Source organism: Stappia sediminis (assembly GCF_009826895.1).
Classification (GTDB): Bacteria; Pseudomonadota; Alphaproteobacteria; order Rhizobiales; family Stappiaceae; genus Hongsoonwoonella; species Hongsoonwoonella sediminis.
Genome location: NZ_WUMV01000002.1, coordinates 299,444 through 323,949, shown reverse-complemented (window position 1 = coordinate 323,949; position 24,506 = coordinate 299,444). Strand labels below are relative to the sequence as shown.

Annotated in this window: 25 protein-coding genes; 14 read left to right on the top strand and 11 right to left on the bottom strand. The window is 58.1% G+C overall.

Features of this window, described 5'->3' with window-relative positions:
* Window positions 1–30: 30 nt before the first annotated feature.
* From GR183_RS05025 to GR183_RS05015, 3 genes are all read right to left on the bottom strand, one after another.
* A complete protein-coding gene (locus tag GR183_RS05025) occupies window positions 31–1,356 on the bottom strand; it encodes a homoserine dehydrogenase (RefSeq protein ID WP_160774501.1) in 1,326 nt (441 codons plus the stop codon).
* A gap of 27 nt (window positions 1,357–1,383) precedes the next feature.
* Window positions 1,384–2,601, bottom strand: coding sequence for an LL-diaminopimelate aminotransferase (locus GR183_RS05020; protein ID WP_160774500.1), 1,218 nt, complete (start codon window positions 2,599–2,601; stop codon window positions 1,384–1,386).
* Between the two features lie 260 nt (window positions 2,602–2,861).
* Complete coding sequence (locus GR183_RS05015; protein WP_160774499.1) at window positions 2,862–3,302, bottom strand: hypothetical protein; 441 nt, start codon at window positions 3,300–3,302, stop codon at window positions 2,862–2,864.
* 276 nt (window positions 3,303–3,578) lie between these two features.
* Here GR183_RS05015 and GR183_RS05010 point away from each other — a divergent pair, with 276 nt between their 5' ends.
* Complete coding sequence (locus GR183_RS05010) at window positions 3,579–5,384, top strand: PHA/PHB synthase family protein (protein ID WP_160774498.1); 1,806 nt, start codon at window positions 3,579–3,581, stop codon at window positions 5,382–5,384.
* 127 nt (window positions 5,385–5,511) lie between these two features.
* Complete coding sequence (locus GR183_RS05005; protein WP_202395844.1) at window positions 5,512–6,114, top strand: DUF6653 family protein; 603 nt, start codon at window positions 5,512–5,514, stop codon at window positions 6,112–6,114.
* A 5-nt stretch (window positions 6,115–6,119) separates the two neighbouring features.
* Here GR183_RS05005 and speB read toward each other — a convergent pair whose 3' ends face one another.
* The 3 genes from speB to rocF are packed head-to-tail and all read right to left on the bottom strand — an operon-like array spanning window position 6,120 to window position 9,320.
* Window positions 6,120–7,082, bottom strand: coding sequence for an agmatinase (gene speB / locus GR183_RS05000; protein WP_244313618.1), 963 nt, complete (start codon window positions 7,080–7,082; stop codon window positions 6,120–6,122).
* Between the two features lie 51 nt (window positions 7,083–7,133).
* Window positions 7,134–8,348, bottom strand: coding sequence for an ornithine--oxo-acid transaminase (rocD, locus tag GR183_RS04995; protein ID WP_160774496.1), 1,215 nt, complete (start codon window positions 8,346–8,348; stop codon window positions 7,134–7,136).
* Window positions 8,349–8,366: 18 nt separating this feature from the next.
* The gene (gene rocF / locus GR183_RS04990) at window positions 8,367–9,320 is read right to left on the bottom strand and encodes an arginase (RefSeq protein WP_160774495.1); all 954 of its coding nucleotides are present in this window, start codon (window positions 9,318–9,320) and stop codon (window positions 8,367–8,369) included.
* Between the two features lie 150 nt (window positions 9,321–9,470).
* Between rocF and GR183_RS04985 the strand changes: the two genes are divergently transcribed.
* Together GR183_RS04985 and GR183_RS04980 are read left to right on the top strand one after the other, a co-directional pair.
* Window positions 9,471–9,893 carry an Lrp/AsnC family transcriptional regulator gene (locus GR183_RS04985; protein WP_160774494.1) on the top strand — a complete coding sequence of 141 codons (423 nt, stop codon included), beginning with the start codon at window positions 9,471–9,473 and terminating at the stop codon, window positions 9,891–9,893.
* Between the two features lie 198 nt (window positions 9,894–10,091).
* On the top strand, window positions 10,092–11,039 hold the full coding sequence (locus GR183_RS04980; RefSeq protein WP_160774493.1) for a 2-hydroxyacid dehydrogenase: 948 nt from the start codon (window positions 10,092–10,094) through the stop codon (window positions 11,037–11,039).
* A 32-nt stretch (window positions 11,040–11,071) separates the two neighbouring features.
* On the opposite strand, the gene GR183_RS04975 is transcribed toward GR183_RS04980, so the two are convergent.
* A complete protein-coding gene (locus GR183_RS04975) occupies window positions 11,072–11,917 on the bottom strand; it encodes a fumarylacetoacetate hydrolase family protein (RefSeq protein ID WP_160774492.1) in 846 nt (281 codons plus the stop codon).
* Window positions 11,918–11,978: 61 nt separating this feature from the next.
* Entirely contained in the window at window positions 11,979–12,632 is a 654-nt protein-coding gene (locus GR183_RS04970; RefSeq protein WP_160774491.1) for a GntR family transcriptional regulator, read from the bottom strand.
* Between the two features lie 221 nt (window positions 12,633–12,853).
* On the opposite strand from GR183_RS04970, the gene GR183_RS04965 reads away from it, so the two are divergent.
* The 4 genes from GR183_RS04965 (at window position 12,854) to GR183_RS22245 (ending at window position 17,307) form a co-directional block, all read left to right on the top strand.
* A complete protein-coding gene (locus tag GR183_RS04965) occupies window positions 12,854–13,861 on the top strand; it encodes a TRAP transporter substrate-binding protein (RefSeq protein ID WP_160774490.1) in 1,008 nt (335 codons plus the stop codon).
* 82 nt (window positions 13,862–13,943) lie between these two features.
* Complete coding sequence (locus GR183_RS04960; protein WP_208999753.1) at window positions 13,944–14,744, top strand: TRAP transporter small permease subunit; 801 nt, start codon at window positions 13,944–13,946, stop codon at window positions 14,742–14,744.
* Window positions 14,745–16,340 (top strand): TRAP transporter large permease, encoded by a 1,596-nt coding sequence (locus GR183_RS04955; protein WP_160774489.1) that lies wholly within the window; start codon window positions 14,745–14,747, stop codon window positions 16,338–16,340.
* Between the two features lie 79 nt (window positions 16,341–16,419).
* A complete protein-coding gene (locus GR183_RS22245; RefSeq protein ID WP_160774488.1) occupies window positions 16,420–17,307 on the top strand; it encodes an NAD(P)-dependent oxidoreductase in 888 nt (295 codons plus the stop codon).
* Window positions 17,308–17,435: 128 nt separating this feature from the next.
* Here the strand turns inward: GR183_RS22245 and GR183_RS04945 are convergent, their stop codons facing one another.
* Window positions 17,436–18,185, bottom strand: a complete 750-nt coding sequence (locus tag GR183_RS04945; RefSeq protein ID WP_160774487.1) for an SDR family oxidoreductase — start codon at window positions 18,183–18,185, stop codon at window positions 17,436–17,438.
* A gap of 280 nt (window positions 18,186–18,465) precedes the next feature.
* Here GR183_RS04945 and GR183_RS04940 point away from each other — a divergent pair, with 280 nt between their 5' ends.
* Genes GR183_RS04940 through GR183_RS04930 form a run of 3 tightly spaced genes read left to right on the top strand, consistent with a single transcriptional unit; the run spans window position 18,466 to window position 19,997 of the window.
* Window positions 18,466–18,945, top strand: a complete 480-nt coding sequence (locus tag GR183_RS04940) for a hypothetical protein (protein WP_160774486.1) — start codon at window positions 18,466–18,468, stop codon at window positions 18,943–18,945.
* An 18-nt stretch (window positions 18,946–18,963) separates the two neighbouring features.
* Window positions 18,964–19,677 carry an AzlC family ABC transporter permease gene (locus tag GR183_RS04935; RefSeq protein WP_208999752.1) on the top strand — a complete coding sequence of 238 codons (714 nt, stop codon included), beginning with the start codon at window positions 18,964–18,966 and terminating at the stop codon, window positions 19,675–19,677.
* On the top strand, window positions 19,674–19,997 hold the full coding sequence (locus GR183_RS04930) for a branched-chain amino acid transport AzlD family protein (RefSeq protein ID WP_160774485.1): 324 nt from the start codon (window positions 19,674–19,676) through the stop codon (window positions 19,995–19,997). Before GR183_RS04935 ends, GR183_RS04930 begins: the two co-directional genes overlap by 4 nt.
* A 2-nt stretch (window positions 19,998–19,999) precedes the next feature.
* Here the strand turns inward: GR183_RS04930 and GR183_RS04925 are convergent, their stop codons facing one another.
* Window positions 20,000–20,890, bottom strand: a complete 891-nt coding sequence (locus GR183_RS04925) for a phytanoyl-CoA dioxygenase family protein (protein ID WP_160774484.1) — start codon at window positions 20,888–20,890, stop codon at window positions 20,000–20,002.
* 52 nt (window positions 20,891–20,942) lie between these two features.
* A complete protein-coding gene (locus GR183_RS04920; RefSeq protein WP_160774483.1) occupies window positions 20,943–21,707 on the bottom strand; it encodes an SDR family oxidoreductase in 765 nt (254 codons plus the stop codon).
* A gap of 160 nt (window positions 21,708–21,867) precedes the next feature.
* On the opposite strand from GR183_RS04920, the gene GR183_RS04915 reads away from it, so the two are divergent.
* The 3 genes from GR183_RS04915 to GR183_RS04905 are packed head-to-tail and all read left to right on the top strand — an operon-like array spanning window position 21,868 to window position 24,482.
* Complete coding sequence (locus GR183_RS04915) at window positions 21,868–22,902, top strand: L-idonate 5-dehydrogenase (RefSeq protein ID WP_160774482.1); 1,035 nt, start codon at window positions 21,868–21,870, stop codon at window positions 22,900–22,902.
* 34 nt (window positions 22,903–22,936) lie between these two features.
* Entirely contained in the window at window positions 22,937–23,542 is a 606-nt protein-coding gene (locus GR183_RS04910; RefSeq protein WP_160774481.1) for a LysE family translocator, read from the top strand.
* Window positions 23,543–23,564: 22 nt separating this feature from the next.
* On the top strand, window positions 23,565–24,482 hold the full coding sequence (locus tag GR183_RS04905; protein ID WP_160774480.1) for a dihydrodipicolinate synthase family protein: 918 nt from the start codon (window positions 23,565–23,567) through the stop codon (window positions 24,480–24,482).
* Window positions 24,483–24,506: the final 24 nt, after the last annotated feature.

Below are 24,506 nucleotides of genomic sequence, written 5' to 3'. Positions count from 1 at the left end.
GAAACGGACAGGATACAGCCTACGCTGTCATCAAGTCAGTTTTTCGATACGGATCATCTGCGGCTTGTCGGCGATAACGTTTTGCGCGTCAATCGCGCCCAGCGCTTCCTTGATCGCCTCTTCCGTCGTCTCGTAGGTTATCAGTATGACCGGAGCAGGCTCACCTGGATGGCTATTGCCGGGTGCATCGCTCTTGATCGCGCGCCGCCTCTGCACGATCGATTCCAGCGAAATGTTGTGGGCAGCCATTTCCTGCGCGATCGTCGCAAACGCACCCGGACGGTCGAACACCGAAAGGCGGATATAGTAACCACCTTCGTGCTTGCGCATCCGCGCCCTTACATAGGGTTCCAATTCATCAGCGGACTTGCCTAGCGTCGGCGCACGGTCCCCGCGGCCGATGTCGGCAATATCGGCAAGAACGGAAGACGCCGTTGCATTGCCGCCCGCACCGGGCCCGGCAAGAACCACTTCGCCGACGGCATCACCATCAACGGCGACCGCGTTCAAAACCCCATCGATCCGCGCGATAGCCGACGATTTCGGCACCATCGTCGGATGGACGCGCTGCTCTATGCCGGTATCCGTGCGTTGCGCCACTCCAAGCAGCTTGATGCGGTAGCCAAGTTCGTCGGCTGCCTCGATATCGGCGGTGGTGATGGATGTGATGCCTTCGACGTAAATCGAATCCGCACTGATTTCGCATCCGAATGCAAGGCTCGTCAGGATCGCCAGCTTGTGCGCGGCATCGAAACCTTCGATATCGAAAGTCGGGTCTGCTTCCGCATAGCCGAGCCGCTGTGCATCTGCCAGACACTCCGCAAACGCAAGCCCTTCGCGCTCCATACGGGTTAGTATGTAATTGCAGGTGCCGTTCAAAATTCCATAAACGCGCGTGACATCGTTGCCGGCAAGGCTTTCGCGCATCGTCTTTACGATAGGAATACCGCCAGCGACCGCAGCTTCATAGTTTAGGCTGACGTTATTTGCCTCGGCGCTTCGCGCAAGCTCCACGCCGTGCTTCGCCAAAAGTGCCTTGTTGGCCGTCACGACATGTTTGCTTGCTTTGAGTGCCGCCCTGACGCTATCTTCCGCCGCGCCGCTGTCACCGCCCATAAGCTCGACGAAAACATCGATCCCGTCGCTTTCCGCGAGCGCCACCGGGTCATCGAACCAATTCGCTTCAGACAGATCGATCCCGCGATCCTTGTCCCGGTTGCGAGCGCTGACGGCCGTCACGATAATCCGTCTGCCGCACCGCTTTTCCAGCGCCCGGGCCTTATTGTGAATAATCCGCACGAGGGATGTGCCGACCGTACCGAGGCCTGCGACACCCAAACGCAAGTCATTTGCCATGAGACAAGCAATTCCAATTCAAAGGGATCAGCGGGAAGAGTTCAGAGAGACGACGTTGTGCAACGTTTCGTCCGCCGATTCAAGAAAACGCCGCACACCTCTTGCCGCCTGCCGGATGCGCTGCTCGTTCTCCACAAGTGCGATACGCACATAGTCGTCGCCATATTCACCGAAACCGATGCCGGGCGCGACCGCCACATCCGCTTTTTCGATCATAAGCTTCGAGAACTCCAGGCTACCCATGGAGCGGAACTTCTCGGGGATCGGCGCCCAGGCGAACATGCTCGCCTCCGGCGCTGGAACCGCCCACCCGGCTCGCGCGAAGGAGTCGACCAGAACATCGCGCCGCCTGCGATAAATTTCCCGCGTTTCGGCGATGCAATCTTCCGGCCCATTAAGTGCCGCGGCTGCGGCAACCTGGATCGGCGTGAAGGCTCCATAGTCGAGGTAGGACTTCACGCGGGAAAGAGCGGCGATGAGGCGCTCGTTGCCCACCGCAAAGCCCATGCGCCAACCCGGCATCGAAAACGTTTTCGACAAAGAAGTGAACTCGACGGCAATATCCATGGCTCCCGGCACCTGAAGAACCGAAGGCGGAGGCGTGTCGCCAAAATAGATCTCCGAATACGCGAGATCGGACAGCACGAAAATTTCATGCTTCTTCGCGAATGCGACAACCTCCTTGTAGAAGTCGAGATCGGCAACGTAGGCGGTCGGATTGGCGGGGTAGCAGAGGATCACGGCTATCGGCTTGGGAACCGAATGGACAACGGCGCGTTCGAGCGCGCGAAACAATTCCTCGCCCGGTTCGGCGGGAATGGCGCGAAGGGCCGCTCCCGCCATCAGGAAGCCGAAGGCGTGGATCGGATAGCTCGGATTGGGGCCCAGCACGACATCGCCCGGCGCAGTAATCGCCTGGGCCATGTTGGCAAATCCCTCCTTCGACCCCAACGTCGCGACGACTTGCGTGTCCGGGTCGAGCTTCACACCAAATCTTCTGGCGTAATATCCGGCTTGCGCCTTGCGCAGGCCCGGAATGCCCTTGGACGCCGAGTAACGATGAGTGCGAGGATTTTGAACCGTTTCGACGAGCTTTTCGACAATGTGCCTTGGTGTCGGCAAATCGGGATTGCCCATGCCGAGGTCGATGATGTCGGCACCGCTTGCACGCGCCTTCGCTTTCAACCGGTTGACCTGTTCAAAGACATAGGGCGGCAAACGCCGGGTCTTGTAAAAGTCTTCCATGGCGAGCCTCGAGCGTTGCATCGGGTATTCGGCGCCACACCGCTACCGGTTCCTTAAAGCAGGAATATCGGCATTACGGCACGGGCGTATATTTCGACGCCTGTTTACCAGTGTACGGACAAAAGTGCACCGGCCTTTCGCTCAGGAAAGCCGGATTTATAGTGGTTTTTTCAACATTATCGTTCTGCTGTCGCAGGCCCAACTGCAAACGGGCATCAAATGTCAAAATCGACCCACTGGCACAATTTTCAGCTTTGATCTTATTGAGCGGGCGCCCGCCTGCCCTCGATTTCGGTGATCGCGGCATCGCCATGCGTCTCGCCCAGGCGCTTGAGAATCTCCGCCGTCGACGTCGCTCCGCTGGTGCCGGTGCCGGTGCCGGCGCGCGATCTTGCCAATGCTTCCAAAGAGCTGCGTGTCGCTTGCTGCTGTTCGTAGGATAGCAGGTTTTCGCCGCTCGTCACGGCGGGAGCCGAACGGGAGGCAGAGCGTGAATTCTCTTGGACAAGCGGAGTGGAGACATTCGGATCGCTCACGGGATCGGGCGTCGCCGCAGGCAGCGGAGATGACTGGTGGGTAGCCGGCTGAGCCACCGGCGCTTCCAGCGCTTCGAACAACGTCTCATTCGGATTCAATGCGCAAGCGCCTAGCGCAAGAGCTGCCGCTACCACGGCCGAGGCCCGATTGAAAATACCGCTCAATATCCCTGGCTCCCGATACCAGACTGTTGTTGCCGTGAACTCTTTACACCGTAACGCCTTGAAACGGTAGATACGCGTCGGTCACACTCCCGTAAAATATGACGATAAGTCATACAACGTGAATTTCGCGGATGAGACGCGAAGGGCAGTGTTCTTGCGCAACGTGATTAACGGTTTATGACCTTTCACCATCTTGTCAGCCCCCGCTCATAAAGCGTTATTATGACTCAAACAGACAAACGAAACTCGAATGAAGTTCCGGGGAAACGCCGACCGATGACAGAAGACCGTCAGAATCCCCTACTGCAATATATCGTGAAGAACCCGGAGGCCTTCGCCCAAAATCTGGCGAAAGTCGTCGAGAATGCCGGAAAAGCCATGGCGGCCTATGTCGAACCCCGCGAAAAGGGCGACATCAGGCCGGTTTCCACAGACGATCTGACGGCCATCGTGAAGACACTTTCCCAGGTCGGCGAGTACTGGATCTCCGATCCGCATCGGGCAGTGGAAGCCCAGACGCGCCTTTGGAACAATTACATCAGCCTCTGGAACTCATCTCTCAAGCGCATGATGGGCGAAGAAGCCACGCCTTCCGTGAAACCCGATCCGCGCGACAAACGATTCCAGGACCCGGAGTGGAACGACAACCAGTTCTTCGATTTCGTAAAGCAGCTTTATCTCATCACTTCGCAATGGGCGGAGGAGATGGTGGCCGATGCCGCGGAACTGGACGATCATACGCGCCACAAGGCGGATTTCTACGTCAAGCAGATCGCCAATGCGCTCTCGCCTTCGAATTTCGTGCTCACCAACCCGGAGCTCTTGCGCGAGACGCTGGAATCGAACGGCGAAAACCTCGTCAAGGGAATGCAGCTGCTTGCCGAGGACATAAAGGCCGGCAAGGGCGAACTCAGGATCCGGCAGTCCGACCCGACGAAATTCAAGGTCGGCACAAACCTGGCGATGACACCGGGCAAGGTAATCGCGCAAAACGACGTCTGTCAGGTGATTCAGTACACTCCGACGACCGATCAGGTGCTGAAGCGCCCGCTCATGATCGTGCCGCCCTGGATCAACAAGTTCTATATCCTCGACCTCAACCCCGAAAAATCCTTCATCAGATGGGCTGTCGAGCAAGGGCATACCGTCTTCGTGATTTCCTGGGTCAACCCTGACCGCAGGCAAGCGCAAAAAAGCTTCGAACATTATATGCGCGAGGGCATTTTGGAGACGCTGGACGTGATCAAACGCGCGACCGGCGAAGAGGAGGTAAACGCGATCGGCTATTGCGTCGGAGGCACGCTGCTGGGCGTAACACTTGCCTATATGGCCGCAATGGGCGACGAGCGCATCAAAAGCGCCACATTCTTCACGACGCAGGTCGACTTTACACATGCCGGCGATCTCAAGGTCTTCGTCGATGAAGACCAGATTGCCGCGGTTGAGCGTGAAATGTCGGAAAAGGGCTATCTGGAAGGCTCGAAAATGTCGACGGCCTTCAACCTGTTGCGTTCAAACGATTTGATCTGGCCTTACGTGGTCAACAACTATCTGAAAGGCCGCGAACCCTTCCCCTTCGACCTGCTTTACTGGAACTCCGACTCCACCCGGATGCCGGCGGCCAACCACTCGTTTTACCTGCGCAATTGCTATCTGGAAAACCGCCTGACGAAAGGCGAGATGGAGATCGCCGGCGAGACACTCGACCTTAGAAAGGTGATGATCCCGATCTACAATCTCGCGGCGCGCGAAGACCATATCGCGCCGGCCAAGTCCGTCTACCTCGGCTCACAGTATTTCGGGGGGGATGTCACCTACGTTCTTGCCGGATCCGGACATATAGCCGGTGTGGTCAATCCACCTGAAAAAAAGAAGTATCAATACTGGCTCGACGGAAAGCCGCAAGGCGAACTGGAGGACTGGATCGCATCGGCCGAAGAGCACCCGGGTTCATGGTGGCCGCATTGGGACGCGTGGATACGCTCGATCGACGACACGCGGGTAAAGGCCCGCAAGCCGGGCGCGAGGCGGATGAAGATCATCGAGGATGCACCCGGAAGCTACGTGAAAACGCAAGTCTGAAGGCATACTCTCTTGCCGGATATGACCAGCGCCGCAAACGTTAATTGAGACCTTGCAGCGCCGGTAGTATCCTTTTCAGTACCTTGAAGAACGTGCCGTACCGGCCGTACAAAAACAGCCATCCGTCATGCTCAGGCTCGACCGATCGCGATTTTCCAGTCATCAGATCCGCCCGATGGATGTCGGGCGCATTCGTCTGCTCGGCATGAATTCCGACGTCTGGAAACGCCATGCCAGCGGCTGGAGCGTCTGGACGCGCTTTGCTTCACTTCCCTTTCTTTATCTCGCTGTCTGGTCGCATACGGTCTATGGCTGGCTAACCGCAGCCGGCTTCACAGCGGCGGTCATTGTCTGGCTCTGGCTGAACCCGCGCCTTTTCCCGGCGCCGAAAACATTCGAAAGCTGGCACGCCCGCGCCGTGCTTGGCGAGCGCGTCTGGCTCAACCGTACCGCAATTCCCGTGCCGCATGATGAAAACCGAAAGGCACTCGCCTTGTCAGCCGTTGCCGGCATCGGATTCTTCGTCGGCATCTGGGGCGCAATTTCCGGCTCCATGCCAATGATGGTCACAGGTGCTGCCGTGACATACGCGGGAAAACTTGCGTTTCTTGCGGTGATGGTCCGGATCTACGACCTGATGCGCAACGCTCACCCGCTTTATAGTTCCTGGACACTTTCGCCGGAAAACGACAACGAGAGGTCAGGCGACCGACACAGGCGGGCGGGCTAAATTACTTAGCCGCGCCGCCTCTTCTCTGCCAACAGGCCGATGTAAGTGAGAGCCACCGTCGCGGCGGCAATCGAAGTGATGTCGGCATGATCGTAGGCGGGCGCGACTTCGACGATATCGCCTCCTACAAAATCGATATCGCCCAGCCCCCTGAGCACCGACAGCGCCTCGCGCGATGACGGGCCGCCCGCAACGGGCGTTCCCGTGCCCGGAGCGAATGCCGGGTCGAGGCAATCGATATCGAACGTCAAATATGCAGGACCGGTGCCGACGCGCGTCCTGATTCGTTCGATTATTCCCGAAATGCCTAATGTATCGAATTCGTGGCCGTGGATGATCTCCATGCCACAGTCCTGCGGCGCATGGGTTCGAACCCCTATCTGGATCGATCGAGCAGGATCGATAATGCTTTCTCGAACGGCACGCAGGACAAATGATCCATGGTCGATCCGCCCGCCATCGTCGTCCCAGGTGTCCTGGTGGGCATCGAACTGAACAAGTGCCAGGTGACCATGTTTCGCCGCATGAGCCTTCAGAAGCGGCCAGGTGACGAAATGATCGCCGCCAATCGAAAAGAGATGAACGCCACGGCCGATAATTTCGCGTGCCTGCGCCTCGATATGGCCCGGGATCTCGGCATGCACTCCATAGTCGAACACGCAGTCGCCGTAGTCGACGGCAGCCAGCACGTCCCACGGGTCGAATCCGAACGGATATTGAGGGTCGCCATCGAAAATCGCGGACGCTCTGCGCACGCCTTGCGGCCCGAAGCGAGCGCCGGGCCGGTTGGAAACGGCGGCGTCGAACGGTATCCCCCAGACCGCGAGATCGACATCCGTCAAGTCCCGCGAAAACTTCCGGCGCATGAAGGAAAGCGCACCACCATATGTCGGTTCGTGCGAGCCGCCCTTCAGGGATTCGGCCAGGAAAGCGTTGTCGGTCGGACGGGGATAGCGGCTTTGCGTCAAGGCGCGAACTCCTGCATTGGAAACCGGAACATACGCGCAGGCGCCAATCATTCAAGCCGCTGCGCGGGTAAGCACCTTGTCGAAGCGTTCCAACGCCCAATCCACCTCGTCACGCTTGATGACGAGAGGTGGCGCGATGCGGATCGTATCCTCATGCGTATCCTTGGCAAGGATGCCGAGGTTCTTGAGCGCCTCGCAATAACGCCGTGCACCACCCGCTTCCGGGTGTAGTTCGACTGCCAGCATCAAGCCCCTGCCCCGCACCTCGCGAACCGCGTTGGAGCGGATTTCCTCAAGCCCTTTCATGAAGTAGGCTCCCTGTTCCTCCGCATTTTCAATCATACCTTCTTCCACCAGTACCTTGAGCGCGGCGCGAGCCACCGCGCAGGCGAGCGGATTGCCGCCGAAGGTCGAACCGTGTTCGCCAGGATTCAGAACGCCCAGCACCTCCGTGTTCGAAAGGACGGCCGAGACAGGATAAAAGCCGCCCGAAAGCGCCTTGCCGACGAGAGTCACATCCGCCTCGATCTCCTCATGCTCTTCCGCGAGGATCTTACCCGTACGGCCAAGGCCGGTCTGGATTTCGTCAAGGATCAGCGTGATGTCCTTTTCGGTGCAAAGTTCCCGAACGCGCCGGAAATAGCCCGCCGGCGGAATAAGCACGCCCGCCTCGCCCTGGATCGGCTCGACAAGAAACGCGACCGTATTCTCGTTGATGGCCTCCGCAAATGCCTCGAAATCACCAAAGGGAACGACCTTGAAGCCGGGGGCAAAGGGACCAAATCCGGTCCGGGCGACCGGATCGGTCGAGAAGCCGACAATGCCCATGGTCCGGCCATGGAAGTTGTCCGAACAGACGATGATCTCGGCCTTGTTCTGCGGTACGCCCTTGACTTCATAGCCCCATTTGCGCACGGCCTTGATGGCGGATTCAACGGCTTCCGCACCCGAATTCATCGGCAACACCTTGTGCGAGCCTGTAAGGGCCGCGATCTCCTCATAGAAATAGGCGAGCTGGTCGTTGCGGAACGCGCGGGAAGTCAGCGTCAACCTCGAAGCCTGGTCGACCATCGCTTTCAGGATCTTCGGGTGGCAATGCCCCTGGTTGACCGCCGAATAGGCCGACAGGCAATCGAGATAGCGGTTTTCCTCCACATCCCAGAGCCAGATGCCTTCACCACGGGTCAGGATCACGTCGAGAGGCTTGTAGTTGTGCGCGCCCAACCTGTGTTCGGCGGCGATGAAGTCTTCGGGAAGACGGCTCATTCTCTTGTCTCCGGTAAATTACGCGAAGGCCTGCGTCGGCCGGTCCATGACGTCCTGACCGAAAAGACTTGCCACGAGTTCGGCAAGCACGGTGGCGCTGCGGCCACGCTCGTCCAGGAAGGGGTTCAGTTCGACCACATCGACCGAAACGACCCGGTCGAAATCTTCGAGCATCTCCATGACGAGATGCGCTTCGCGATAGGTCGCACCGCCTGGCACCGTCGTGCCGACGCCAGGGGCGACTGACGGATCCAGAAAATCGACATCAAGCGAAACGTGAAGCACGCCATCCTGCTCCACGACCTGATCAAGGAACGAACGTATCAGGACGGAAACGCCATGCTCGTCGATCATGCGCATGTCGACGACATTCACGCCACGCTTCTTCAGGAGGTCCCGTTCGCCGGGGTCGATTGACCGTGCCCCGAAAACGCACATGCGCGAGGGAGCTACAAATGACGTCGGCTCGCCGTCGAAAACAGGCCTCAACTCCTCCTCGCCCGCAAGCAATGCCAGCGACATCCCGTGCATGTTTCCCGAAGGTGATATCGAAGGCGTATTGAAATCCGCGTGCGCATCGAGCCACAGCACGAAAAGCGGACGATCCTGCTCCTGCCAGTGGCGCGCAACACCCATCACGGAACCCATGGAGAGGCTGTGGTCACCGCCGAGGATGATCGGCGTATGCCCTGTTCCTGCTATCTCACGCGTCTTGCGGGCAAGCGGACGCACCCATGTGGCCACGGTTGCCGGCAAATGCGCCTTCCCGTCGAAGCGAAGTCCGTCAACCGTGTCCAATCCATCGGGAACGATATCGCCGAAATCCTCCACCTTCAGGCCGAGTGCCTGCAAGCGTTCGGGCAGTTCCGCCACCCGAAGCGCCGCCGGGCCCATAGCTGCACCACGCCGCCCCGTTCCGGCCTCGAGCGGTACACCGAGGATACCAATCAAAGTGTCCGTACGTTTTGCCATTGGATGCCCTTTTTCGTCCGGCCCTTCGTTCATTCGACGTCTTAAACGAAGAGTGACCGATCTGGAGGTTGGCGAAAAGTTGGAAATTCGGCGTTTTGCTTATATGATTTTTCCAGTCTGATAAACGGCTTTGAACTTTCTGGAACATCGATGGACGATATCGACCGCAAACTAGTCGCGTTGCTCAGGCATGATGCCAGATTGCCGATAGCAAGTCTCGCCACGGAACTTGAGGTGTCCCGCGCCACGGTTCGATCGCGCATCGACCGCCTCGTGCAGAACCGCGTCATTCTGGGTTTCACCGTCAATCTCGGAGTGGACGCCAGCGCCAATCGCATACGTGCGGTCATGATGATTGCTGTTGAAGGTCACCGGACCGAGGCGATCATCAAGCGCCTTTACGGATTTCTTGAAATCCGCACGCTTCACACAACAAACGGGCGTTGGGACGTGGTAGCCGAAATCGAAACGGACACGCTTGAAGCCTTCGACAAGCTTCTGACGACAATTCGCCAGCTCGACGGCATCGCCTCCACGGAAACAAGCATTCTATTGTCGTCGAGAAAACGGTAGTTCAGATGGAAAGGACGCGGCGTGAATTTCAACCGGTCACGTCACGATTCCACATAATGCCAGGCAGGTATTGCGCTTGCACCCTGGATCTCGGTCGACAATAAGTGGCGCACATTCGTTAATCGGCGTGCCAGGCGCGCGCCACAAACAATATGCCGTCATCCGCACATCGGCAAAAATCGAAAAAAGGGGAAACACATGGCCGGCCACCAGTTGATCGCCATCGGCAGTTATTTCGAGTGGGACCGGGAGGCGATGTCTTCCGAATATGCCCTTCATGAGGTGCCCAACGCCGACGCGGCACTCGACCTTCCAGCAGAATTGCGCGCGCAAGTTCGCGCGATCGCGTTCAAGGGACACACTCCGTTCGGCGAAAAGCACATGGAGAGCCTGCCCGCGCTCGGCCTGATCGCGAATTATGGCGTGGGCTTCGATGCGATCGATATCGCGACTGCGAGCATGCGAAATATCAAGGTGAGCAACACGCCGGATGTGCTCAACGACGATGTGGCGGATCTCGCCGTGGCTCTTTTGCTGGCTCAGTCGCGCAAGCTGATCGAAGGGTCGACCTGGGTGCGTTCAGGCGAGTGGCCGAATAAGGGCGAATTGCCGCTGAACAGAAAGGCTAGCGGCCGACGCGCAGGCATCGTCGGCCTTGGCAGAATCGGACGCGAGATCGCCGACCGGCTGGCGGCCTTCAAAATGGCGATTCACTATCACTCGCGAAAACCCAAGGACACCCCGCCTTCCTGGACATATCACGCCGATCCCGTCTCAATGGCACGCGATGTCGACTATCTTTTCATCGCGCTGGTCGGCGGAAAGGAAACAGCCGGCTACGTTTCGAAAGAAGTGATCGAGGCGCTGGGGCCGGACGGGCTGCTGATCAACATTTCGCGCGGTTCCACCATCGACGAGCCCGCGCTGCTCGAGGCGCTGGAAAATGGCACCATCCGTGGGGCAGGGCTCGACGTTTTCAACAATGAGCCGAATATCGATCCCAGATTCCTGAAACTCGATAACGTCGTGCTGCAGCCTCACCAGGGTTCCGGCACAATCGAAACACGCAAGGCAATGGGCAAGCTGCAACGCGACAACCTGGCCGCCTTCTTCGCCGGCGACGAACTGATCACTCCCGTCAACTGACTGACGGGAGTGTTTTCGCATTCATAAGCGCCTCAATCGGCAGCAATGACTTCCTGTCGTTGCCTGCCGAGGCCGGCAACCTCGATTTCCATCACATCGCCAGGCTTGAGGTACCGCTGGGGCTTCAGGCCCATTCCCACGCCCGACGGCGTGCCGGTGGCAATGATATCGCCGGGGCGGAGCATCATGAAGTTAGACATGTAGGAGACGATCTCGGCCACGGTGAAGATCATGTCCGAGGTATCGGAATCCTGCATCACATCGCCATTGAGAGTGAGCCGGACCTTGAGATTCTGCGGATCCGGAACTTCATCGGCCGTGACGAGATACGGGCCTATGGGCCCGAAAGTGGGAGCCGACTTGCCCTTGATCCACTGCCCGCCTTTTTCGATCTGGAACTCGCGCTCCGATACGTCGTTGATGGTGCAATAACCGGCGACGTAGCCGAGCGCTTCCGCTTCACTGACATATGTCGCCTTGCGCCCGATCACGACGCCAAGCTCGACCTCCCAGTCGGCCTTTACCGATCTTCGCGGGATCACGACCGGATCGAACGGACCGGACAAAGCCGATGTCGCCTTGGAAAAGACGATAGGTTCCTTGGGAGGCTCCGCTCCCGTTTCGGCCGCATGCTTTGCATAGTTGAGCCCGATACAGAAGAAATTCGGAACGTCCGCGAGACAGCTTCCGATCCGCCCGGGCTGATCGACGAGCGGAAGGCCACCGACATCGATCTGCCGAAGGGCATCAAGCGCCTCGAGGGACACGCCCTTGCCGGCAAAATCGACCACCTTCCCGGATAGATCCCGCACATTGCCGCTATTGTCCAGAATGCCGGGTTTTTCCTGGCCCTTCGGCCCGAATCGCAAAAGCTTCAACGACTTTCCTTCCTTCAGGTTGAATTAAGTGAATCGGCGCGGCGTCCCGTCGACCGCCTGTTCAGGCTTCGCGTTCATCGAACAGGTCCGCGACGTTCGTAACCACATGCCTGATGTGGCTTCCGATTTCCTTAGCAACGAAACGCGCATCGCGAGCTTTCAACCCCCGCACGATCTCTCCGTGCTGGCGCAGTGACCGATCCCTGTCGCTCTTTATACTGGCGGAAAGATATCGAGTTCGCCATAGCCGGGCGACATAGGCGGAGTGCGTCTCGGCGAGGGATTTGTTGTGGGAAGCCGCCGCGATCGCGCGATGAAAATCCATATCGACCTCGAAAAGATCGACGGAATCGCCATTGCGGGCAGTATCCAGCATCTTCTGATAAAGACGTTCGATTTCCGCAAGATCTTCGGGAGTCGCGTTCTTGCAGGCCAGCCGGCCGGAGAGGACTTCCAGAGCGCTCATGACCTCAAGATCGTCCGACACTTCCTTCAGCGAGGGTGCGGCTACGATCGGACTGCGTGCCGGGCGCAGAACCACAAGCCCTTCCTTGGCGAGAATTCTGATCGCCTCACGCATAGGAGTTCGGCTGACGCCAAGCTCTTCGGCGTTATCGCGCTCCTTGATGCTTACACCCGGCGCAAGACTGCCAAGCAGGATATGGCGGCGCAGTTGATTGGCAATACGTTCCGCGAGGGGCTGTGACTGTTCCATTTTTGTTCCAACTCACAGAAGCATGTTCGCCCCTCGCCCCGCCTCTCCTTGCGTCGGCAATTGAATTTCAACAATGGAAATTTGGTATACCAAAAACAATTGATTGTCGAGGCCGGTTTGGCTAGCGTTCCCGCATGTATGGTATACCATGCAAGGTGGCGGCACTTCGTCGCACACCACCACGCGAACAACGAATTCGGCATAAGCCGAAGGGAGGAAAAATGAATATCAAGACGCTGATCACATCGGTCGCAGTGTCCGCGCTTCTGGCGGGTCCGGCGGCTGCGGAAACGCTGCGTATCCAGACGCACTACGCACCCGAAACGGTTTCCGGCAAGCTCGCCGCGCAATTCGTGGACGACGTCCAGACCATGTCCGGCGGCGATATTCAGATCGAGATGTTTTATTCATCGTCGGTCGTTAAATCGGTTGAAACGTTCGATGCCGCGGCAAACGGCATCCTGGACTGCGACATGACCGGCGGCGCCTATCAGACCGGCAAGAACCCCGCGTTCCAGTTTGTGGGCGACATCATGGGCGGATACGATACGCCCTGGCAGCAGTACGCCTGGCTCTACAACGGCGGCTTCGAAGCTGCCGACGCCCTTTACAACACGTACAACATGAAACTGGTGGGTTGGTGGATCTACGGTCAGGAATCCATGTCGTCGTCTAAGCCGATTGCAGGCCCCGCCGACCTCAAGGACTGGAAGTTCCGCTCTCCGCCGGGTCTCGAGACCGAGATTTTCGCCGAAATGGGAGCCAAGCCGGTGGTGATGGACTTCACCGAAATCTTCACCGCGCTTGAAACCGGAATTATCGACGGCGCGGATGCCAGCGGATTGGCGAACAATGTGGGCCTCGGTCTCTACGACCTCGTCAAGCACGCCACTTATCCCGGCTTCCACTCGATGCCGTCCGATCATCTTGCTTGCCGTAAGGACAAGTGGGACAGTCTTACCGATCAGCAAAGGCGCATCATCGATACGGCGATGCAGAAGCTGGCGTTCCAGACCGCGCTGACATTCGAGGTGGCCAACAACGAGGCAGCCGCGAAACTGCGCGAACAGGGTGTCACCCTTTACGACTGGTCGCCCGAAGACCGCGCCGCCTTCCGCGCTGCTGCCCAGAAGGCATGGCAAGGTTGGGCCGAGAAGACACCGGAAGCGCGTGCGCTCGTCGATAGCCATATGGCCTTCCTGAAAAAGCTCGGTCTCGTCGCGAACTAAGACCGAAGCCACGTCAAACAAGGCAAGCTCCGACCCGGAGCTTGCCTATCAATTTCCAGCTCAAAGCTTCAGAGGGACCGCGATGCACAGGTCCGGCTCCGCCAAGGATATGCTCTGGCCAACGATATTCGTCGCCAGCCTTGGTTACTTGATATGGTACTTTCCGCAGTTCCTCGTATTTTTCGGGCTCGGGAACGATGCCCTCAATTCCCAGAATTCACCTGCAGGCATTGTTGATTTCATCATCATGCTCGTTGCCGCCGCCTCTCTCGTGATGGGAATCGCAACCGCGGAAACGACGGCCGGCGAAGGGAACGTCGAAACCTTCTTCGACCGCGTCAGCATATTCCTCGGGCGATCGACGATGCTTTTGATCGTTATTCTCGTTTCGGTCATGTTTTACGAAGTTGTTCTGCGGTACGTCTTCGAGCGGCCAACGCTTTGGGCGAACGAACTGTCCCTCTGGATGGCAGGTTTCATCTTTTTGCTCGCCGGCCTCTACGCGATGCAGCAGCGAAGCCACATTCGCATCTATCTTCTCTACGACGTTCTTCCCCGAAACATTCAGCGATTGTGCGACGTGATTTCAGCCTTGCTGATCCTCGCGTTCGCGCTCGCCATGATCTACGGCAGCTACAACGAGGCAATGGCGAAGCTATTGCGTTGGGAAACCTTCGGCACGGCCTTCGATCCTCCCATTCCGGCGACGCTCAAACCCATGATCCTGCTGATCATCCTGCTTGTGGCCATTCAGGCGCTGTTCAATCTGGTTGCCGACTGGAACAAGCTTCCCGAGCATCACGCCATCATCGATGAGGAAGAGATCGAGGACATCATCCATTCAGTCGAAGAACATCAGCACGCCGGCGAGAAAGAAAAATAAATGTTCGATATTGGAACCATCTCGATCATCCTTCTGGTGTCGATGCTTCTTTTGCTGGCGATTGGCATGCCACTTGGCTTCGCATCTGCCATTCTCGCGGTCGGCGTCCTGGTGATGAAATTCGGTCCGGATCTGCTCTTCGGAAATTTCGGAACCGGCCCTTTGAACATTCTGGCACAACGGGTCTATGGCCTTCTCACCGACTATGTGCTGATCTCCATCCCGCTTTTCATCTTCATGGCGAACTTGCTCGAACGATCCGGGATCGCCAATGAAATGTACAACTCGCTCAATGTCTGGCTCAGCCGGGCACGTGGCGGAATCGCGATTGTGACGTCTGTCATGGCGGTGATCATGGCGGCGATGTCGGGCATCATCGGCGGCGAGGTCGTGCTTCTCGGGCTCATTGCATTGCCGCAGATGCTCCGGCTTGGCTACAACCAGAATCTCGCTATCGGCACGATCTGCGCCAGCGGTTCGCTCGGGACGATGATCCCCCCCTCGATCGTGCTGATCATCTACGGCCTGATTACCGAAACCTCGATCAAGGCGCTGTTTACGGCGAGCTTTCTCCCCGGCTTCATGCTGGCGAGCTTCTTCATCATCTACATAATCGTGCGCACACAACTAAATCCTGATCACGCTCCCCTGCCAGAGCCCGTTCCGGGCGAGCCGAGGGGACGGGAGAAAGCCGCGCTGTTCGGAACCTTTTTGCTGACGCTGATTGGCGGCTTTTGTTCGGCGCTCTTTCTAAGAGCGGTGTTCTTTACGGTTACCGGGCAAAACGCGATCAAGGAAGGCGTGGACGAAATTACATTTGGAACGTCCGACTATGTCGTCAAATTTGGCATAGCCGCGGCCGTGGCGCTTGGATTGATTTTCTTCGTCGCCGGTCGCGACAGGCTCTCCAAATCCTGGCAGATGGGCAAAGGTCTTGTCGCACCGCTGGTCGTGATCGGCGTGGTGCTCGGTTCGATCTACGGCGGCATCACGGGGATTACCGAAGCCGCGGGAATGGGCGTCGTGGCTGTCGGGGTCATTGCCGCGCTGCGCGGCGAGATGAGCTTTCATCTGTTGTTCGAAAGCCTGAAGCGCACACTGAAATCCACTGGCACCATCATCTGGGTGACGATCGGCGCCACCGCGCTTGCCGGCGCCTACACGATCGCCGGCGGTCCAACCTACATCGCCAACACCATCATCGGCGCTGAACTGCCGACCATGAGCATCATTCTCATCATGATGGTCATCTTCCTGTTTCTCGGCGCATTCATGGACTGGGTGGGCATCGTTCTGCTCGTCATGCCGGTATTCTTGCCGATCGTGCTGCGCCTTCCGGTGGAGGAACTCGGTTTTCTGGGTGGCCTGGACCCGCGGCACGTGGCGATATGGTTTGGGGTCGTATTCACGATGAACATGCAGGTCAGCTTCCTGTCGCCGCCTTTCGGCCCGGCTGCTTTCTACCTGAAGTCGGTTGCACCGCCGCACATCACGCTCACCGACATTTTCAGGGGTTTCCTGCCGTTTATCGGCATACAGCTGCTTGCCCTCGCCGTGCTGCTGATCTGGCCGCCAATGGTCTCGCTTTTCTTGTAAGGCGCAGTCGAATTCCGCCGGACGTCGCCTTTGCGGCGATCCGGCGAAACGACCTTTAATCCAATCGGGAGTTCTAACCGTGACCCAGCCCAAAATCGGATTCATCGGCCTTGGCCTTATGGGCTCGGCTATGGTGGAATGCCTGCAAAAGAATGGCTTCGACGTGACGGTGATCGTCAATCGTTCGCGCAAATCGGTCGAAGAGGCACTTGCAAGAGGCGCGAAGGAAGCCAAAACCTCCGCCGAACTTGCTTCTGCTTCCGACATCGTGATGTTCTGCATGGATACTTCCGCCAGCGTGGAAAGCCGTGTCTACGGCGATGACGGCGTTCTCGCCGGGATCAAGCCAGGCGCTGTCGTGATCGATTTCGGCACCTCCCTGCCCGGCTCCACCAAAAGGATCGGCGCCGATATGGCGGAGAAAGGAGCTACCTATCTGGACGCACCGCTCGGGCGCACACCTTCGCACGCGAAGGAAGGCAAACTGAACATCATGTGCTCGGGCGATGAGGCGGCATATCAGAAGGTCAAGCCGGTGCTAGATGTTCTGGGGGAGAATGTATTCCATCTCGGTCCGCTCGGCACCGGACATACGATCAAGCTGATCAACAATTTTTTCGCCATGACGACCGCCTGCGCAATGTCGGAGGCTTTCGCCATGGCAGACAGCGCAGGCGTTCCGCGTGAAAAGCTCTATCAGGTCATGTCTGCAGGCCCGCTACACTCGGGCATGATGGATTTCATCAAGTCCTATGCAACGGACCGCAAAATCGACCTCGCCTTTTCCATGGCCAATGCGAAAAAGGATGTCGGCTATTATCGCGCGATGGCCGACGAACTCGGGGCAAAGTCGAGAATGTCCTCGGCAGCCGCCGATACTCTCGGCGAAGCGGTCGATGAAGGCTGGGGCGAGCGAATGGTGCCCGAAATGGTGGATTTTCTGGCATCATCTTTATCGAGGAAATAAGTCTCAGAAATTAACGCTCAGCAGCCCCCCTCCCAACCATTCGATAATCTAAGGGATGCATTTCTGAAAGATCGGCCTTAACACAGGCACTGATACCTGTGCGTAGGCCGATACTTTCCCCTTCACTGCTAGCCGCGGCCGATATAAGGCATGGCTGTGGCCATCACCGTCATGAATTGCACGTTGGCCTCAAGCGGCAAGTTAGCCATATGCAGGACGGAGCTCGCGACGTGACTTGCATCCATCACGGGTTCAACGCGCATCGAACCGTCGGCCTGCGGCACGCCTTTGGTCATCGCAACCGCCATGTCGGTTAGCGCGTTACCGATGTCTATCTGTCCGCAAGCAATGTTGAACCTCCGCCCGTCGAGCGAGAGCGTGCGCGTAAGGCCTGTCACCGCATGCTTCGACATCGTATAGGGAACCGAGCCCGGACGCGGCACATATGCCGATACCGAGCCGTTGTTGATAATGCGCCCACCTTGAGGCTTTTGTCTGCGCATCAGGCCAAAGGCTTCCCGCGCGCATAAAAACATGCCGGTAATATTGACGTTGCTCAGCGCCAGCCAGTCATCGACCGCGATTTCGTCGATCATCGTCGAAGGAAGGCTCATACCGGCATTGTTGAATAACGCATCAAGCCTCCCCCACTCGCCTGAAAGCTTCGCAAACCCATCCGCGACGTCCTTCGGTTCCGTCACATCGAAAGGTAGAACGAGCGCATTTTCATGGCCGTCCGCAGCCTCTTCGAGGGCGCTCCTGCGTCGCCCGACGAGCGCAACCCGCCAGCCCTCCTCCAGGAACAGTCTCGCCGTCACCTTCCCGATACCGCTGCCGGCTCCTGTGATGAGGATCGTCTGTGAGTCTTCTCCAGCCATTCCATTTCTCCCCTTCGAATTCCGATAATTTGCGAAAGCCTCTTGGCGTCATGAAACGTGCATGCAGCACAGGATCTGCAGTCATTGCCAATTAAAATTGCCGCACATTCAACGCATCCGCAGGCCCGGCCCGCGCATGCGCGGAACGATCTTTCGGACTCGCTTTCCAATTTAGCTCTGATATCACGTTGGACAGGCTCGCCTCTTGGTATACCAGATACAATAATATTCACACTCGGATGTTGGGTTGCGCCAAAGTCCGGTGAGTTCAGGAGACAACATGCCCTTCGCCGCCAGGCTCGCTACGGTCGCGCTCATATCCGCAGCAAGTAGTTTTATGTTGCCGGCTCAGGCCGCAGAACCGGAATCACCGCGTGCTTGCGTCATCACCCAATCAAAGGCAGGCGCTCCAGCAGCTGAATGCGTTAGCCGCTTTCAGGCCAATTGCCTGCAGTATGAAGAAGGTAGCAGCGCTGGCATCGCATGTTTTATTGATGCCAAGGCCAAATGGGGCGAGATGATCAAGGAACGCATGGATGAGATCAAGGCAAGCGCGCCCGATGAGATCGGCCAGATTGCCGGTATTGAAGTCAAATACGACCTTCAGCAGAATCTGCTCCAGTGCGACCGCTTGCGGGAACTGACACTTGTGCGCCATGACCCGGACAAGAAAACACGGCATTCAAATGCGCGCTGCGAAGCAACCGCCGTCGGGCTTGCCTATGTGAAGCTGCTGCTTCAGTCAAACGCAACAAAATAAGCCGCCCGCCGGATCAGCATGACCACCCCCATGAAGAAAGCCTTTCGCCGCGGCTTCAGGGATTGCAGCCCGTTCGTCGCGATCGTCATTCCCTATGCGTTGCTGTTCGGTGTCGTTGCGCGCGATGCGGGACTTGCCGTCTATGAAGTCATGTCGATGTCCATCTTGGTCATCGCCGGGGCATCGCAATTCACGGCCCTGGCCTTGATGCAGGAACACGCACCCGTCTTCATCGTGCTTCTGGCCGCGCTCGCCGTGAATATGCGCATGGCGATGTATTCTGCCGCCCTCGTCCCACATCTGGGCAAGGCCCCGATGCGGCTGCGCGTCCTCATGGCCTATCTGATGGTTGATCAGAGCTTCGCGGTCTCGGTGAAAACCTATGAGGAAGAGCCGCGAATGCCTCTTGAGGAGAAGATCGCCTATTACTTCGGCTGCGTGTTGGCGGTTTGCCCGCTCTGGTATCTCTGCACCTTCACCGGAGCGATGATTGGACAGGCGATTCCGGCGCACCTCTCACTCGACTTCGCGATTCCCGTCTGCTTTATCGCGCTGGTCGCGCCTATGATGCGCAGCCTTCCGCACGTCGTAGCGGCTTTCGTCTCGGTCCTAGGAGCAATCCTGTTTTCCTGGATGCCATATAATCTTTGGCTGATCGTCGCCGGTTGCCTTGCCATGGCGGCAGGAGCCCAAATGGAGTTTTACCTGGAACGGCGAGCGAAGCGCGCATGATCGAGAAAGAAACCTTCTGGATCGTGACCTGCCTTCTTGGCGTCGGCACCTTTCTGATCCGCTTTTCCTTTCTCGGGATTTTGGGCGGGCGCGCCCTGCCTGGCTGGGTGCTCTCCCATCTTCGCTATGTGGCTGTCGCAGTGCTGCCCGCCCTCATCACCCCACTCGTCCTGTGGCCGCCGGCAACCGGCGGCAAAACGGATACGGCGCGCCTGATCGCGGCATTGGCGGCTTTTCTTATAGGCCTGAAGAACAGCATCGTCGGCGCGGTCGCCGCGGGAATGGGAACGCTATATCTTATGCAATTCCTGCTCGGATAAGCTCAGGCGAAGGCGCTTTTCGCCCCGCCCGTCTTTTGCGATTTGAAAATCGAGCTGGCATCGGGCGCCGGCGGCAGCGGGATCGAAACGGGAATTTTTTCCAGCCTCGGTGTCAGGCACAAGCGTCCGGTTATCAGTCGCTCCTGAAGGTCGTCCCAAAGGCGCCTTTGCCCCAGCGAATGGATGTATGAACCGGCACCGAGCAAGGGCCAGGCGTCGGCTGCATGACACTCGTAGAACAGTATCAATCGCGCACGGTCGGACCTGTTGGCCGCCGATCCATGCAAGGTTCTCGCGTGGTGCACCGTCATGCTTCCGGCTTTGCCGGTCAGCGTCACCACCTTGTCCTTCTCGAAAAGAGGATCGTGCGGATCGATCGCACCACAGAATACGCCGTTCACCATGTGGCTAAGGATTTCGCCTTTGTGCGATCCCGGTATCACCATCAGCGGCCCGTTGTCCTCGTCAACGTCTTCGAGCATCAAGCCGAAGGCGAGCATCGAATCGTTGGTATGAGGATAGAACGCCCAATCCTGATGCCACTCCACAGCCGCGCCTCCGCCCGGCGCCTTGGTGTTCAGCTTGCTGGTCTGGAGCATCGTGTCCGGGCCAAGCAGGTCGGTCAGAACCTCGGTGATTTTCGATGCGCGCAACAACTCCCAGAAATAAGGGTGCACGCGGTGAGGCAACTTGATCCGCGTCAGTCGCGGCGAAGCTGCGCTATGGCCTTCATCCAGATCATAGATGTCATTGCTTTCGGAAACATCGCGAGACTTTTCAATCAGGTCGTATGTGATCCGCCGCAATTCCCGAAGCTCATCCCCCGTGACCGCGTCTTCGATCATGAGGTAACCGTCACGGTGGTAAATCGCCTTTTGATCTTGCGTCAGCATGGCGCTCCCTCCAACTCCCGTCACCTGATCTACTGTTCGCGGGTCATACCGCTCAAAGGCTGGCTGTGATGCCGCCGTCCACGAACAGAGTGTGTCCGTTGACGAAACTGGATGCTTTCGAGGCAAGAAAAACACAGGCCCCGACAAGTTCTTCCACATTACCCCAGCGTCCGGCTGGCGTGCGCTTTTCAAGCCAGGCACAAAACTCGGGATCGTTGACCAGCGCCGCGTTCAATGGGGTATCGAAATAACCCGGCGCGATGGCGTTGATCTGAAGGCCGTACATTGCCCAGTCGGTCGCCATGCCCTTCGTAAGGTTCGTCACCGCGCCCTTGCTTGCCGTATAGGGCGCAATTCCGGGACGGGCCAAGGCCGATTGCACTGATGAAATGTTGATGATCTTGCCTTGCCTACGCGAAATCATGTGCCGTGCGACGGCCTGACCGACATAAAACACAGACGATACATTGGTTCGCATGAGCCTGTCGAAAGCCTCGATCTCGAAATCTTCAAGCGGGGCGCGATGCTGCATGCCCGCATTGTTCACCAGGATATCGATAGACCCGACCTCGCGCTCGAACCGGTCCACGGCTTGCGCCACCGCCCCTGCATCGCAGGCATCGAAGGGCAACTCATGCACCTTGAAACCCTCTTCCCGGAGCCTGGATGCCGCTTCCGCCAAACGCTCCGCATTGCGGCCGTTTACGACGACGTCTGCCCCCGCCTCGGCGAGCCCCCACGCTAGGGCATTGCCGATACCCAGTGAAGATCCCGTCACAAGTGCCGTAAGGCCTGAAAGGTCGAATAAATGCGACATATTACCCGTCTGATCCGCTTGCCGATCCGGCGCATGCCGGTTCTGGATACTTTTCCAATCTCCTTGCTGAGTGGCTCAAATGGTATACCATTTCGGCAGAGCTGCAAGCCGAAGTATGCTTTGTCGCCTGCAAGGATATCGTACTCCAGGGAGGTCCGCCATGAAGGCGATATACGTTCATGCCGCTGGAGATGTGCGGCTCTCGGAGGTGCAGACAGCGCCGATCGGACCGGGTGACGTGCGCGTGAAAATCAGCCGCGGCGGAATTTGCGGCTCGGACCTACACTACTACCAGCATGGGGGGTTCGGCGCAGTCCGGTTGCGCGAACCGATGATCCTCGGTCACGAGGTTGCGGGACATGTGAGCGAAACCGGCAGCGACGTGCATCATCTGCGCGAAGGCGATCTCGTCGCGGTTTCACCCTCTCGACCATGCAAATCATGCCGCTTTTGCCTCCAGGGCCTGCCGAACCAATGCCTGAACATGCAGTTCTACGGGTCGGCGATGCCTTTTCCTCACATACAGGGAGCCTTTCGGGAGGATCTCGTCGCCAAGGCTGAGCAATGCGTACCCGCGGGCAAACTGAGCCCCGCGGAGGCGGCAATGGCCGAGCCGCTATCCGTATGCCTGCATGCAGTTCGCCGTGCGGGAGAGCTGCTTGGCAAGCGGGTTATCGTGACGGGCTGCGGTCCGATCGGCGTATTGGCCGTGCTTGCGGCCCGCCGCGCCGGAGCTGCGGAGATCGTGGCGGTGGATATTGCCGAAAACCCGCTGCAATTTGCCCGTCGAGCCGGCGCAGACCGCGTGATCAATTCCGCGGAGGAAACAGAAGCCCTTTCCCACTATTCCACGGACAAAGGCACGTTCGACATTCTGATGGAATGCTCTGGCGCGCAGGCTGCCCTTGCAGCAGGCATCGGCGCCTTGCGCCCGCGCGGCGTGATCGTACAACTGGGCCTTTCCGGCGATATGAGCCTTCCAATGACGCAGATCACGGCCAAGGAGCTTGAACTGCGCGGTTCATTTCGCTTTCACGAGGAGTTTCCGGTCGCTATCGATCTCATGTCGAAAGGCCTTATCGATGTGAATCCGCTTTTGACCCATACGCTACCCCTCGCCTCCTTCAGGGAAGCCTTCGAAACCGCATCCGACAGGTCTCGGGCAATGAAGGTTCAACTGGATTTCGGCGCATGACGGCAGCGACCAACACAAACGGAACTTCTACTTCATGCTGACATTCGCTGCCGCCGTCTTCCTCTTGATCATCACGCCCGGCCCCGGAGTTCTTTCCACCGCAGGTGTCGGCTCCGCCTATGGAGTGCGACCCGGCCTGAAATATATCGCAGGCCTTTTCACGGGCACGAACATGGTCGCCTTCGCCGTCATTTCCGGCGTCGCGGCGATCGTACTTGCCAACCCCGTCGTACGAACCGTCCTGCTGGTCGCTTCCGTGGCATATCTACTTTATCTCGCCGCGCGGATCGCATTCGCAGGGTCCAAAATCGCCTTCATCGAGGCGAAATCCGCGCCAGGTGTCACGGCGGGGATATTGCTGCAATTCATCAATCCCAAGGCCTATGCGGTTAACACCACGCTCTTCACCGGCTTCGCCTTCTATCCGGAAAGCTTGCTGGTCGAGACCGTGTCGAAACTCATCATCCTGAACCTGATCTGGATACCCATTCATCTTGCCTGGCTCTATGCAGGTGTTGCGCTGAAACGGCTGGAAATAGCCGCGCATCACCAGTTCCGCATCAATGTCATCATGGCGCTGTCGATGCTGGGCGTTGTCGCGCTGGCACTCATATCCGGCTTCAGCGGCAAGGCATCGTAAATGCGAAGCGGGAGGGTTTATAATGACGGCCTACAAATACTCCGGCATATGGCCGGTTGCCCCTACACCTTTCAACGAGGACGGCACGATAGATACCGACGGAATGCGCCGGGTACTGGATTGCATGGTGGACCAGGGCGTCGACGGTATCTGCATCCTCGCCAATTTCTCGGAGCAGTTTCTGATATCGGATGCCGAGCGCGATACGCTTACCCGCCTGTCGATAGAGCATGTCGCCGGCCGTGCTCCGGTGATCGTAACCGTCAGTCATTTCGCAACGGAAATCGTGGCTGCTCGCGCGCGTCAGGCGAAGGATCTGGGCGCTGCCATCGTCATGATGATGCCGCCTTATCACGGGGCACTGCTCAAGGGTAATGCCGAACAGACTTTCGAACAGTTCCAGCGCGTCGGCGAAATCGGCATACCAATCATGCTGCAGGACGCACCGCTTTCAGGTGTCGACCTGCCCGTCCCTCTTCTGGCGAAAATGGCACGCGAGATCGAAATGCTGAAGCTTTTCAAGATCGAATGTCCAGGCGCGGCGGCCAAGCTTCGCGCGCTCATTGCCGAGGGTGGAGACGCGGTCGAGGGGCCGTTCGACGGCGAGGAAGCGATCACATTGATGGCCGACCTTGATGCAGGTGCAAGCGGCACGATGACTTCGGCGATGATTCCGGACTTGATCGGCCCCGTGGTGAAGGACCATCTTGCCGGCGACCGTCAGGCGGCACTTGAAGGTTATGCCCGAGTCTTGCCGGCAATCAATCACGAGAACCGCCAATGCGGGTTCCGCGCGGCGAAGGAAGCGATGGTGGAAGGCGGCGTAATCCATTCCGCATTCTGCCGGCACCCTATCCCGCCCTTGCATCCGCAAACCCGGGCGATGCTGATCGAGCTCTTGAAACCGCTCAATCCTCTCGTTCTATCGTGGGGGCGATAAAGCACCACAGATGAATACCGGAGA